Origin of the sequence: Brachybacterium sp. GPGPB12 (assembly GCF_038396325.1) — a bacterium.
GTDB classification, from domain to species: Bacteria; Actinomycetota; Actinomycetes; order Actinomycetales; family Dermabacteraceae; genus Brachybacterium; species Brachybacterium conglomeratum.
This window is the reverse complement of the sequence record NZ_CP149573.1, coordinates 2,460,074-2,472,188: the sequence shown is the minus strand read 5'-3', so window position 1 is coordinate 2,472,188 and position 12,115 is coordinate 2,460,074. Positions and strand designations below refer to the sequence as shown.

General features: G+C 73.2%; 9 protein-coding genes and 4 pseudogenes. 4 read left to right on the top strand and 9 right to left on the bottom strand.

What is annotated here, in order from left to right; genetic code table 11:
* Position 1: 1 nt before the first annotated feature.
* The 7 genes and pseudogenes from WKH84_RS14390 to WKH84_RS14360 all read right to left on the bottom strand — a co-directional run.
* Positions 2-838, bottom strand: a pseudogene (locus WKH84_RS14390) (amidohydrolase family protein); the annotation flags it as partial.
* Between the two features lie 39 nt (positions 839-877).
* Positions 878-1,738 (bottom strand): aldo/keto reductase, encoded by an 861-nt coding sequence (locus WKH84_RS14385; protein WP_341856906.1) that lies wholly within the window; start codon positions 1,736-1,738, stop codon positions 878-880.
* Positions 1,739-1,871: 133 nt separating this feature from the next.
* The gene (locus WKH84_RS14380) at positions 1,872-2,210 is read right to left on the bottom strand and encodes an L-rhamnose mutarotase (protein ID WP_341854142.1); all 339 of its coding nucleotides are present in this window, start codon (positions 2,208-2,210) and stop codon (positions 1,872-1,874) included.
* A gap of 27 nt (positions 2,211-2,237) precedes the next feature.
* Entirely contained in the window at positions 2,238-3,638 is a 1,401-nt protein-coding gene (locus tag WKH84_RS14375) for an enolase C-terminal domain-like protein (protein WP_341854141.1), read from the bottom strand.
* A gap of 339 nt (positions 3,639-3,977) precedes the next feature.
* The gene (locus WKH84_RS14370; protein ID WP_341856905.1) at positions 3,978-4,214 is read right to left on the bottom strand and encodes a dihydroxy-acid dehydratase; all 237 of its coding nucleotides are present in this window, start codon (positions 4,212-4,214) and stop codon (positions 3,978-3,980) included.
* 91 nt (positions 4,215-4,305) lie between these two features.
* Positions 4,306-5,628, bottom strand: a pseudogene (locus tag WKH84_RS14365) (dihydroxy-acid dehydratase); the annotation flags it as partial.
* 249 nt (positions 5,629-5,877) lie between these two features.
* A complete protein-coding gene (locus WKH84_RS14360; protein WP_341854140.1) occupies positions 5,878-6,045 on the bottom strand; it encodes a hypothetical protein in 168 nt (55 codons plus the stop codon).
* 130 nt (positions 6,046-6,175) lie between these two features.
* Here WKH84_RS14360 and WKH84_RS14355 point away from each other — a divergent pair.
* Positions 6,176-7,758 (top strand): annotated as a pseudogene (locus tag WKH84_RS14355) (SDR family NAD(P)-dependent oxidoreductase).
* A gap of 13 nt (positions 7,759-7,771) precedes the next feature.
* On the opposite strand, the gene WKH84_RS14350 reads toward WKH84_RS14355, so the two are convergent.
* The gene (locus WKH84_RS14350; RefSeq protein ID WP_341854139.1) at positions 7,772-8,740 is read right to left on the bottom strand and encodes a C-terminal binding protein; all 969 of its coding nucleotides are present in this window, start codon (positions 8,738-8,740) and stop codon (positions 7,772-7,774) included.
* Positions 8,741-9,211: 471 nt separating this feature from the next.
* On the opposite strand from WKH84_RS14350, the gene WKH84_RS14345 reads away from it, so the two are divergent.
* From WKH84_RS14345 to WKH84_RS14335, 3 genes are all read left to right on the top strand, one after another.
* Positions 9,212-9,748 (top strand): hypothetical protein, encoded by a 537-nt coding sequence (locus tag WKH84_RS14345; protein ID WP_341854138.1) that lies wholly within the window; start codon positions 9,212-9,214, stop codon positions 9,746-9,748.
* Positions 9,715-10,692: an Nramp family divalent metal transporter gene (locus tag WKH84_RS14340; protein WP_341854137.1), complete on the top strand. Its 978-nt coding sequence runs from the start codon at positions 9,715-9,717 to the stop codon at positions 10,690-10,692. Before WKH84_RS14345 ends, WKH84_RS14340 begins: the two co-directional genes overlap by 34 nt.
* A 346-nt stretch (positions 10,693-11,038) precedes the next feature.
* The gene (locus tag WKH84_RS14335; RefSeq protein WP_341854136.1) at positions 11,039-11,170 is read left to right on the top strand and encodes a hypothetical protein; all 132 of its coding nucleotides are present in this window, start codon (positions 11,039-11,041) and stop codon (positions 11,168-11,170) included.
* 81 nt (positions 11,171-11,251) lie between these two features.
* Here WKH84_RS14335 and WKH84_RS14330 read toward each other — a convergent pair.
* Positions 11,252-12,102: pseudogene (locus WKH84_RS14330) on the bottom strand (fumarylacetoacetate hydrolase family protein).
* Positions 12,103-12,115: the final 13 nt, after the last annotated feature.

The window sequence follows — 12,115 nt, the reverse complement described above, 5'->3', positions numbered from 1 at the left end:
GTCAGCCGTCGACCAGGGGCGCGCCGAGCCGTCGGTAGATGCGAGCGGCGGTCCCGTGGGTGACGGCGGCGACGGCACCCTCCGTCCAGGTGCGCGCGTGCGCGAGCAGGGGCGCGAAGCCGGAGCCGAGGTCGAGGGCGCGCGGTGCGATCGGCCAGTCCGAGCCGATCATCAGCCGCTCAGGGCCGAAGAGGGCGAGCGCATGGTCCGCCGCCCCCATGAAGTCGCCGTCCCCGCTGGTGGCGAGGCCGGAGAGCTTTGCGACGGTGTTCGGCGCCGCGGCGATCGCGGCGATCTGCTCGCGCCATCGCCCCATCGCGGCGACGTCGCCGAGCGGCGGCTTGCCGAGGTGGTCGAGGACCACGGTGAGGTCGGGATGCCGGGCGGCCACACGCACCACCTGGTCCATGTGGCGCTCGAAGGCATCGGGCACGTCGAGCGGGAGGCCCGCCTCGGACAGCAAGTCCAGGGAGCGGGCCACATCGGGGCGGTCGAGGAATCCGGGGTCGGGCTCGTCGTGGACGAGGTGGCGCACGCCGACGAGGCGCTCGGTGCGGGAAGGGTCCGCGAGCGCGTCCGCGACCGCGGCGGGATCGGTCAGCGGGAGCCAGCCGACGACGTCCGCGCGGGCGATCCGTCCGTCGGCCTCGATCGCGGCGGCGGTGCGCTGGAGGTGGGCGGTGTCCTCTGCGGTGTCGTCGGCCTGGACGAGGACCACACGGGCCACCCCCAGGGCCTGCAGGTCCCCGCGGACGTCGTCGATCGTCACGGTGCGGCGCAGCGGTGCGGGCGCGCCGGCGAGCCAGGAGTAGGGGCTCGCGGCGAGGTCCCAGAGGTGGAGATGGGCGTCGGTGACCGGTCCGGGGGCGCGGCGGAGTCAGCGGGCGACATCGGCGGCCTCCCCGCCCTCGGCGTCGGCCTCGAGCCGGGCCACGTCCTCCCACGCCGCCTCCGGGATCGGTGCCGACATCCGGGCGACGTTGGAGCTGACCTGTGCGGCGGTGCGCATGCCGAGGGCGACCGAGCGCACCGCAGGGTGGCGCAGCGGGTACTGCACGGCGAGATCGGGCAGGGTCACGCCATGGTGCTCGGCGAGGTCGGCGAGCTCCCGCGCCCGCTCCAGCGGCTCCCCTGGGGCCTGCGCGTACTCGTAGGTGGCGTCCTCGGGGACCTGGTGCCGGGCGAGCAGGCCGGAGTTGAACACGGACACGGCGATGACGCCGACGCCGCGCGCCTCGCACTCCGCGAGCGGCTCGCGGGCACCGGCCTGCTCGAGCAGGGTGTACCGCCCCGAGAGCATGACCAGGTCCAACAGTCCCGTCCGCACCGCGCGGGTGAGCAGGCGGGCGTCCTTCGAGCCGACGCCGACGGCGCGCGCGAGGCCCTCCTCCCGCATCCGGGCGAGCGCCGGGAGGCCTTCGGCGAAGGCCTGCTCCGTGGGTCCTTCCTCGGGGTCGTGGGCGAGGAGGATGTCCGCGCGGTCCAGCCCCAGGCGCTCGAGGGACTCCTCGTGCGAGCGGCGCACCCCCGCCTCGGAGAAGTCCCATTCGCGCACGTGGCGGTCGGGGACGGCGAAGGCGTTCGCCATGTCGTCCCCGGTGCCGGGCCCGGGACGCAGCAGACGTCCGACCTTCGTGGACAGCAGGTACTCCTCGCGCGGGTACGGCGCGAGCAGAGCGCCGAGGCGCCGCTCGGAGGTGCCGAGCCCGTAGTGCGGCGCGGTGTCGAAGTATCGGATCCCGCCCTCCCACGCGCCGCGATCGCCCCGGCGGCCTCCTCGTCGGTGGTGACGCGATAGAGGTTCCCGAGCTGCGCGGCGCCGAATCCCAGCGGCGGGAGCTCGAGCGGCGAGCGGGGACCCATCGGCCCTGTCATGAGGCGCCGCTCTCGGCAGGCTGGGCGGGCAGGGACCAGACGGGGCGGATGCCCGTGTCCTCGCCGCCGTAGTCGTCGACGACCTCGAGGAACTGGTTGATGTGGTCCTGCCAGCGCTGATTCGCGGGGTCGCCCGCGAGCCGGCGGCGCATGGCGCCGTAGTCCTCGACCTCGACGAGGTGGAAGATGTCGCGGCCGTCCCGCCAGATCCGCCAGGCGTGCACCCCGGCGGCGCGCGGCGCGGCATCGAGCTCGTCGGGGATGCGGGCGTGCTCTCGGTCGTAGTCGGCCTCGTGTCCCTCGGCGATCCGGGTATGCAGGGCGATGCGGTCCATGCGGGGTCTCCTCCTGGGGGCGGGCGGTCAGCGGGCGGCGGTGGCGGTCTCGTCGGCGGTCGACCGGGCGACCGTGTCCGCCGACGCGCCGGTCGCCGCGTCCGACGGCGCGACGACGCGGGCGTCCTGCGCGGCGAGCTCCCGCCAGACGGGGCCGACCGGGAAGAGGTGGTCGCGCACCGAGGCCTCGTGCATCCGCGCGCCGCCGCCGGGCTCCTCGGGGGGCATGTACGCGCCGCGCTCGATCCGCACCGGGACCTCGAAGTGCTCGTGGAGGTGGTCGACGAACTCGATCCGGCGCCGCGAATCCTCCCCCGCGATCGCGACGGCGTCGAGGAAGGCGAGGTGCTGGACCATCTCGCACAGCCCCACCCCGCCGGCATGAGGACAGACGGGCACGTCGAACTTGGCCGCGAGCAGGAGGATCGCGAGGTTCTCGCTGATCCCGGCGACGCGGGTGGCGTCAGCCTGGAGCACGTCGATCGCGCCCGCCTGGAGCAGCTGCTTGAACAGGACCCGGTTCGCGCCCTGCTCGCCGGTCGCGATGCGGACGGGGGCGACGGCCTCGCGGATCGCGGCGTGGGCGAGGACGTCGTCGGGATAGGTGGGCTCCTCGATCCAGTACGGGTCGTGCGGGGCCAGCGCCCGGATCGCCTCGATCGCGCTGGGCGCATCCCAGCGCTGGTTCGCATCCACCGCGATGGGGAAGCCCGGGCCCATGACCTCGCGGGCGATGCGCATGCGCCGCTCGTCGTCGGCGGGGTCGGCCCCGACCTTGAGCTTGACCATCTCGAAGCCGTCCTCGCGCGCCTCGTGCAGGAGGCGGGTGAGCTTCTCGTCGCTGTAGCCGAGCCAGCCGGGGGTGGTGGTGTAGGCGGCGACCCCGCGCTCGCGCGCCGTGTCGATCCGCTCCTGCTTGCCCTCGGCCCCGCGGCGGAGGATCTCGAGCGCCTCCTCGCGGGTGAGCGCGTCCTCGAGGTAGCGCAGGTCCACCAGGTCCAGCGGCTCCTCGGGGGTCAGCGAGGCGAGAGTGAGCCACAGGGGCCTGCCCTCCCGGCGCGCGCGCAGGTCCCACAGCGCGTTGACCACGGCGCCGATCGCCATGGTCATCACGCCCTTCTCCGGGCCCAGCCAGCGCAGCTGGGAGTCGTAGGTGAGTCGCCGGTGGAGACCTCCGAGGTCTGCGAGAACCTCCTCGACGTCCCGGCCGACCACGTGCGGGGCGAGGGCGGCGATCGCGGCGCCCTGCACGTCGTTGCCGCGCCCGATGGTGAAGACCAGCGAGGTGCCGGCATCGCCCGCATCCGTGCGCACGGTGAGATACGCGGCGGAGTAGTCGGGGTCGGGATTCATCGCGTCGGAGCCCGAGAGGTCCCGGCTGGTGGGGAAGCGGACGTCCTGGACGTCGAGGGCGGTGAAGGTGCTCATCGGCGGCGTCTCTCCTGGGTCACTCCGAGGCCCGCCGTCGGACCGCAGCGATGCGGTCCCGGCGCCGGGGACAGGAGCCCCTAGACATCGGATCTTTGATCGGGCTCCATCTTCATCCGCGCACCGCACCACGTCAAGTGCGCAGGACAGCATCGCGGCGGCCGACGGGAGAGCGGGCACCCGTCGGAGCAGTGGGCGGCTGGCCGACGGGACCGGTCGACGTCCCGCCGACGCCCGGCCGCCGTCCGGCCGACGGGTCCGACCGACGCACGACGCCCCGGCCGGGAGGGCCGGGGCGTCAGGGGGCAGGAGCGCCCGAGGTCGGGGCGTCGCGAGGGCTCAGTGCGACTCGCGCGACACCTCGGAGCCGCTGGATCCGACGAGGAAGTCGAGGTCGGCGCCGGTGTCCGCCTGGGTGACGTGCTCGACGTAGAGCTTCTGCCAGCCCCTCTCGGGGGCGGCGAAGCCGGCGAGGGTCGCCTCGTTCGGCGTGCGGGCGGCGAGCTCCTCGGGGTCGACCTCGACGTCGAGGCGGCGCGCGGCGACGTCCAGGGCGATGGTGTCGCCGGTGCGCACGAGGGCCAGCGGCCCGCCGTCGGCCGCCTCCGGGGTCACGTGCGACGACGACGGTGCCGTAGGCGGTGCCGCTCATGCGGCCGTCGCAGATCCGCACCATGTCCCGCACGCCGCGCTCGAGCGGCTTGCGCGGCAGGGGCATGTTGGAGACCTCGGGCATGCCGGGATAGCCCTTCGGGCCGCGACCGCGCAGAACCAGCACGGAGTCCTCCTCGACCTCGAGGTCGGGGTCGTCGATGCGGGCGCGGAAGTCCTCGATCGAGTCGAAGACGACGGCGGGGCCGCGGTGCCGCAGCGCCGCGGGGGTCGCGGCGGAGGGCTTCACGATCGCGCCGCCGGGCGCGAGGTCGCCCCGCGACACGGCGATGCCGGCCTTCTCCTGGAGGGGATCCTCGCGGGCGGCGATCACGTCGGGGTCCCAGGCGCGGGCGTCCTCGAGATGGTCGACGAGAGGCCGACCCGAGACAGTGAGCGCTCCCGGATCCAGCAGGTCGCGGACCTCCTTCAGCACGGCGAGAAAGCCGCCGGCGCGGAAGAGGTCGTCCATCAGGTTCTCGCCGGAGGGCTGGAGGTTCACCAGCGGCGGGACGTCGGCGCCGACGGAGTCGAAGTCGTCCAGGGAGATGTCCAGGCCCAGCCGGCCCGCGATCGCGAGCAGGTGCACGACGGCATTGGTGGAGCCGCCGATCGCGGCGAGCGCGACGATCGCGTTGCGCACTGAGGCCTCGGTGATCACGCGGCGCGGGGCGAGCTCCTCGCCGACCATCTCCACGATGCGTCGGCCGCTGGCGTGGGCGCCCTCGAGCAGTCGGGCGTCGGGGGCGGGGGTGCCCGCGAGGCCGGGCGACACCATCCCGAGCGCCTCGGCAACCAGGCCCATGGTGGAGGCGGTGCCCATGGTGTTGCAGTGGCCCTTGGAGCGGATCATCGAGGACTCCGAGGCGAGGAAGTCCTGCTCGGACAGGCCTCCGCCGCGCACGTCCTCGCTGAGCTTCCACACGTCGGTGCCGCGGACCCAGCGGCTTGCCGCGGAAGGTGCCCGAGAGCATCGGCCCGCCGGGCACGACCAGCGCGGGGATCCCGACGGACGCGGCGGCCATGAGCAGCGAGGGGATCGTCTTGTCGCGGCCGCCGAGCGGACCACGCCGTCGACGGGATTGGCGCGGAACATCTCCTCCATCTGCATCGCGGCGAGGTTCCGCCAGAGCATCGCGGTCGGGCGCACGAGGGTCTCCCCGAGGCCCATCACGGGCGACTCGAGCGGAATGCCGCCCGCCTCGTGGATGCCGTTCGCGACGGAGCGGGCCACCTCGGTCAGGTGCATGTTGCAGGGCACGAGGTCGCTCGCGGTGTTCGCGATCGCGATGTGGGGGCGGGTACCGTCGAAGGCGGAGGCGGGCAGGCCGCGCCGCATCCAGGCGCGGTGGATGTAGGCGTTGCGGTCGTCGCCGACGTACCACTCGGCGCGCGCAGGGTCGACATGGCGAGGTCCTCACGGGGCTGGGGGCCGCGGGGGCGGGGGTCCGCTCCGGCCGGGAGCGCATCGGGCACCGGGCGGGCCGACGGGCGCGCGGCGGTGGAGCGAGCGACCCTCCCCAGAAAGGTAACACCATTGACGGCAGGCGGGAAGCGGGGTGGTCGGTCGCCGCCGAAAGCGGGAAGTTCAGTCGCCGCCGAAGTCGCGCAGGGCGCCGCCGACGATCTCGCGGGCGGCGCTCTCGGCCGCCTTGGGCCGCCCCTCGGCGACGGCCTCGGCGAGCTCGAGGTGCAGGTCCAGAGTGCGGGCGTCGGGACGGTGCGGGTTCCGGCCGAGCCGTGCCCGGCCGCGCAAAGACCTCGGAGACGGTGGATTCCAGCGCCGCGAACATCTCGTTCCCGCTCGCGCGCAGGAGCAGGGCGTGGACGGCGACGTCGGCCTCGACGTACTCGGCCTCGGCGCCCGCCCCGCGCAGGCCGAGGGCATGCATCCGCCGCGCCGCGGCGAGGAGCCCGGCGACCGGGTCCGCCTCGCCGTCCCGCGCCGGCGCGGCCTCGAAGGCGGCATGCGCCGCCGCACCCCCGCCTCCGGTGCTCCGCAGGGCGGCGGCACGGGCGGCGGCGGGCTCGATCGCCCGGCGCAGCTCGGTGAGGTCGCGCAGCTGCTCGTCCCGGGCCTCGGAGGCGAGACGCCAGGCGATGACCTGCGGGGACAGCACGGACCAGGCGGCGCTCGGGCGCACGGCGACGCCCACGCGGCGCTGGGAGACCACCAGGCCCAGCGACTCGAGCACCCGCACCGCCTCGCGCACGACGGTGCGGGAGCAGGAGAAGCGCTCGGCGAGCTCGGCGAGGTTCACGACGTGCCCGGGGGCGAGCGCACCGCCGGCGATCTCCTCGCCCAGCACGCGCACGACCTCGCTGTGCGGCACGGGTGCGGGCACGGGGCCTCCTCGGGTCGGCGGGACTGCGCGCCACAGTATCCGTCGGCCGCAGGAGCCGTCGGGCGCGGGCTCCGCCGGGCGCTGGATCCGGCGGACGCGGACCGCGGCCCGGCCCCAATCCCAGCCCGGGGACGGCCCGGTCGCGCTCCAGACATCCGACGTATGCTGGGGCGACAGCAACGCCGCCCTTTCACCGCGAAGGAGCCCCTGACCATGGCGCTCACCCCGTACCCGGCCTCCGACTTCCCCGAGACCCCCACCGCGATCGTCACCGGCGCCGCCTCGGAGCGCGGGATCGGCCGCGCGACCGCGGACCGCCTGGCCCGCGACGGCTGGGCGGTGGCCGTGCTCGACCTCGACGAGGCCGCCTCGGCCGAGGTCGCCGACAAGCTCACCCGCGACCACGGCACCCCCGCACTCGGGCTCGGCGTGGACATCTCCGACGAGCAGGCCGTGGCCCGGGCCGTGGCCCGCATCGACGCCGAGCGCCGCGGCTCGTCGGCGTCGTGAACAACGCCGGGATCTCCTCCCCCACCCCGTTCACCGAGGTCAGCACCGAGGAGTGGAAGCGCGTCTTCGACGTGAACGTCCACGGCACCTTCTTCGTCACCCGCGAGGCGGTGAAGGTGTTCCGCCGCCACAGCCTGGGCCGCATCGTGAACGTCTCCTCCGCCTCCGCCGAGCGCGGCGGCGGCGTGTACGGCCGCGCCGCGTACTCGGGCTCGAAGGCGGCGGCGCTGGGCATGGCGAAGACCTGGGCCCGGGAGCTCGGCGAGTACGGCATCACCGCGAACTCCGTGGCGCCGGGCTCGATCGACACCGACATCATGGGCGGGCGCCTGACCGACGAGCGCAAGGAGTTCCTGCTTTGCAGGAGCCGCCGGTGGGACGGGTCGGCACCGTCGAGGACGTCGCGGGCGGCATCGCCTACCTGCTCGGCCGCGACGGCGGCTATCTCACCGGCGTCACCCTGGACATCAACGGCGGTTCGCACATCCACTGATCCGCGGCCGACGGGCCCGCGTAACCGCGTACCCGCAGGAACGCACCCGCCCGCCGGCCCGCACCTGCTCGACACGAGAACGGCGCCGCGCAGGACTCTCCCTGCGCGGCGCCGCCTGTGACCGTCTCCCCCGGTCAGGCGCCCCCGAGCACCTCGGGGTTGAGGACCTCGCGCGGCCGCTCGCCGCGCGCGACGGCGGCGACCTCCTCGGCGACACGGCGCTTGAGCTCGGCGTAGGACTCCTCGGAGTACCAGGAGGCGTGCGGGGTGAGGACGGCACTCGGGCAGTCCAGCAGGGGGCTGTCGGCGGGCGCCGGCTCCTCTTCGAAGACGTCCAGGCCCGCCCCCTTCAGCCGTCCGTCCTGCGGCGCACGGGCGACGGCCTGCGTGTCCACGACGCCGCCGCGGCAGGTGTTCACGAGCACGGCACCGGGCTTCATGCGTGCGAGCGCGTCCTCGCCGATCAGGTGGTGGGTGGACTCCATGAGGGGCACGTGCAGGCTGATCACGTCGCAGGTGGCGAGCACGTCCTCGAACTCCACGACCTCGATCCCGTCGGCCGTGCGCGCACCGACCTCGAGCATCGGATCGGAGCCGACCACGGTGAAGCCGAGCGCGCGGGCCTTCACCGCGGTCGCGGCGCCGATCCGGCCGAGCCCCACCACGCCGAAGCGGAGGCTCGAGACGCGGTGGAGCGGCTTGACGGGCACGAGCCCGTACTCCCCGGCCCGGACCAGGCGGTCCAGCTGAGCGGTGCCGCGCACCACCGACATCGTCAGCGCGATCGCGTGGTCGCTGACGTCCTGCACGCCGTAGTCGGGCACGTTGCACACCGCGATGCCGCGCGCCGTGGCGGCGGGGACGTCCACGGTGTCCACGCCCACGCCGTAACGGCCGATGACGCGCAGATCAGGAAGGGCGTCCATCACGGCAGCGGTGAGCGGGGCGTACTGGACGAGGATCCCGTCGGCGCCGCGGGCGGCCTCGATCGTCTCCTGCTCGGTGACCGCGCGGTGCCGGGTGAGCTCGAGGCCGTGGCGGTCCGCGACCTCCTGCTCCTGCTCGAAGCTCTCGTTGTCGCTGTCGACGATGGTGATGCGCATCGTTCTGCCTGCTTCCTCGCGTGCTCTGCCGTCCGGGTGCGGCGCGCGGGACACGACGCCGTGACCGCTCCATCCTATTGGATAAGCCCCGCCGACGGGCGGAAGTCCGTCGGCATGCACGCCTCCGCACCCCACCGGACTCCCCGACGCCAGCACGTGCCGCCGCACCGAGTGAGTCTTTGCCCCAGGTAAGGACAGCACAGCGCCAGCCCCGAGGGCCCCGACGCCCTGCTGGGCCGGTCGCCGCTCGGCGCGACATCGATCCTGTAGGAAAGTCTTGACTCTGTCGGATCCGCATGCCTACTCTTCGATGCCGCTCGTGACGTAGGTCTCGTGCGGCCGTCGCCCGGCAAGGCCGCCGTGCGCACGGAGATTCGCCTGCCGCCCGCGGCCGGCGCCTCGCTCCCCCGACACCGACGTCGTCGTCGGCCGTGCCGGGGCCACGCTCGGCCCGAAGGAGGACCAGCTGACATGACCACAGCACGACCTGAGGAGCTCGGTCTCGAGGAGCTCCGCTTCCCCGAGGCGGACCCACGGCTGAAGAAGTGGAGCTTCACGAATCTCCTGGCCTTCACCGGTCCCGGCATGATCCTCGCCTCCGTCACCATCGGGAACGGCGAGGTCTTCTCCGCCTCCCGCGGCGGCGCCGTCTTCGGCCTCACGATCCTGTGGACCTTCGTGTTCTGCGCGATCATGAAGGCCTCGATCGTCTACTCGGGCGCCCGATACATCACCCTCACCGGCGAGCACCCCTTCCAGCGCTGGGCGCAGATCATCCCGGGCCCGCGCAACTGGCTGGCCCTGCTGCTCGGCGTGCTCGCCGTGATCTGCTTCCCCTCCTGGGCGGTCGCGTTCATGCAGGGCCTCGGCCAGTGGTCCAACTGGACCTTCCACACCGACGTCGACCCCAAGCTGTGGGGTCTGGCCTGGGGCCTCCTCGCCTTCGCGACGATCTTTCTGCGCGCTTCAAGGTCGTGGAGAACTTCCAGACCGTCATCGTCGGCCTGATGATCCTGTTCTCCTTCGTGGCGCTGTTCGTCTCGAACCCGCCGTGGCTCGAGGCCCTCGCCGGCCTGCTCCCCAACGTGCCGTCCGAGTATCCCGGCTGGGTCCAGGAGTCCTACCCCGACGTCGCCTCCCGCCCGATCCCGCTCGAGATCATCGCCTACCTCGGCGCGCTCGGCGGCGGCGGCTACGACTACATCGGCTACGTCGGCACCCTGCGCGCCAAGCGCTGGGGGATGCTCGGCGCCCCGAACCACGCCGAGCTCGAGGCCAAGCTCGACCGTCTGGACACCGACCGGGCGCAGATCCCGCTCGCCACGGACGAGGAGAACGTCGGCAACGGCCGCGCCTGGCTCCGCGCGGCCAAGCTCGACGTCCTCGCCTCCTTCGTCTCGGTAAGCATCCTGGCGATCACCTTCGTGATGCTCGGCGACGTGATCCTCGGGACGGGCGCCGCCCAGCAGGTCCCCGAGAACGACAACATCCTCCAGGCCCAGGCGCAGTTCTTCTCCGTGATCAGCCCCGTGCTCGTGTACCTCTACCAGCTGGCGATCTGGGCCGCGTTCTTCGGCTCGCTGCAGGCGCTGTCCACGATCTACCCGTACACGGTGCGCGAGGCCTTCGCCCCCTCGTTCCGCGGGTCGCGCGACGAGTCGAGGTTCCAGAAGCCGCGGATCTGGGTGAACGTGTACACCTTCGGCGGCGCGATCTTGCTGCTGTTCACGGGGGTCAGTTACACCACCGTGATCTCCTTCGCGGGCGTGCTGGGCGGTGTGCTGTCGCTCGGCATCTGGGGCTTCGCCCAGCTCTGGACGGAGCACAAGGCGCCGCCCGCCCCCTTCCGGATGCGCCGCTGGCTGCGGATCGTGGTGCTGATCAGCTCGATCTTCCTCACCGCGGCCGGGTCGCTTGCCCTGGTCCAGTTCTTCGTGGACCTGCTGGGATGAGCACGATGACGGCTCCCGCGCCCGTGAGAGGATCCGGTGCCATGCGCACCCCCGTCTACCTCATCGCCATCGCGTCCTGCCTCGTGCTCTCGGGGCCGCTCGCGAGCCGCGAGAACTGGCTGGGGACGGTGCTGGTGCTGGGCGCCGCGATCGCGTACTCGGTGCGCCTGATGCTCGCTCTCCCGCGCCGAGGCGAGGGTGCAGGCGGAAACCGCTCGCGGCCCCGTCGCCGCCACCTCGGCGGAGCAGGAGCGACTGAAGTCCGAGCCGCGCGACATGCGCGCGGCGTACGAGCGCAACCGTCGCGGCATGCTCGCTCCTCGCCGTGGTCATCGGAGGTCTGGCGGTGGTCGCCTGGGGATGGAACCCGGCCTTCGCGCTCGCGCTGGTGCTCTTCGCGATCCCGCCGCTGGTGCTCGCGTGGAAGAACGCCAAGGCAGTGCGCAAGATCGACGACGGGCTGGCCCGGGCCCGCTGACCCCGTCGGCCTATGCACCGGACCCCCGGCGCTCCTCGCGGAGTGCCGGGGGTCCGGTGCATGGGCTCCCTCGCGGGGACCTTAGGCGTGGGCGATGAAGGTCTGCTCCTGCTCGCCGAGGCCCTCGATGCCGAGCCGTACCACGTCGCCGACGGCGAGATAGGGGAAGCGGCCGGAGAGGGCCACGCCCTGCGGGGTGCCGGTGTTGATGAGGTCCCCGGGCTCGAGCACCATGTACTGGCTGAGGTGGTGCACGATCTGCGCGGCGGAGAAGATCATGTCCGAGGTGCTCGAGTCCTGACGCGCCTCGCCGTTCACGCTCGACCACAGGCGCGCGCCTGCGGCTCGACCTCGTCGGCCGGCACGAGCGAGGGGCCGACGGGGTTGAAGCCCTTGGCGTTCTTGCCCTTGGACCACTGGCCGCCGGACTCGTTCAGCTGGTAGTCGCGCTCGGAGACGTCGTGGCTGGTGACATAGCCGGCGATGACGTCGGCGGCGGCCTTCTCGTCGGAGAGGTAGGACGCCTTCTTCCCGATGACGATGCCGAGCTCGACCTCCCAGTCGACCTTCTCGGCGCCCGGCGGGATCTCGATCTCGTCGTGCGGGCCGACGACGGTGTTCGGGTGCTTGAAGAAGATGATCGGCACGCTCGGCGGCTCGGCGCCGGACTCAGCGGCGTGCTCGGCGTAGTTCTGGCCGATGCAGACCACGGCCTGCGGGCGAGCGATCGGGGCGCCGATGCGCTCGGACTCCGCCCCCTCCCACACGGGCGACTCGCCGGCGGCGAGCTTCTCGCGCACCGTGGCGATGCCGTCGCCGGCGAGGAAGTCGCCGTCGATGTCGCCGGTGAACGAGTCCAGGCGGTAGGTGACGCCGTCCGCCACCAGGGCGGGCTTCTCCTGGCCGATCGGGCCGAGTCGTCGCAGTTCCATGATTCTCCTTCGA

What these genes read in the sequence shown, in the direction of transcription:
- WKH84_RS14380 (WP_341854142.1), bottom strand. Translation starts at nt 2,210, where the DNA reads ATGGACCGCATCGCCCTGCATACCCGGATCGCCGAGGGACACGAGGCC.
- WKH84_RS14345 (WP_341854138.1), top strand. Translation starts at nt 9,212, where the DNA reads ATGACCACAGCACGACCTGAGGAGCTCGGTCTCGAGGAGCTCCGCTTC.
- WKH84_RS14375 (WP_341854141.1), bottom strand. Translation starts at nt 3,638, where the DNA reads ATGAGCACCTTCACCGCCCTCGACGTCCAGGACGTCCGCTTCCCCACC.
- WKH84_RS14350 (WP_341854139.1), bottom strand. Translation starts at nt 8,740, where the DNA reads ATGCGCATCACCATCGTCGACAGCGACAACGAGAGCTTCGAGCAGGAG.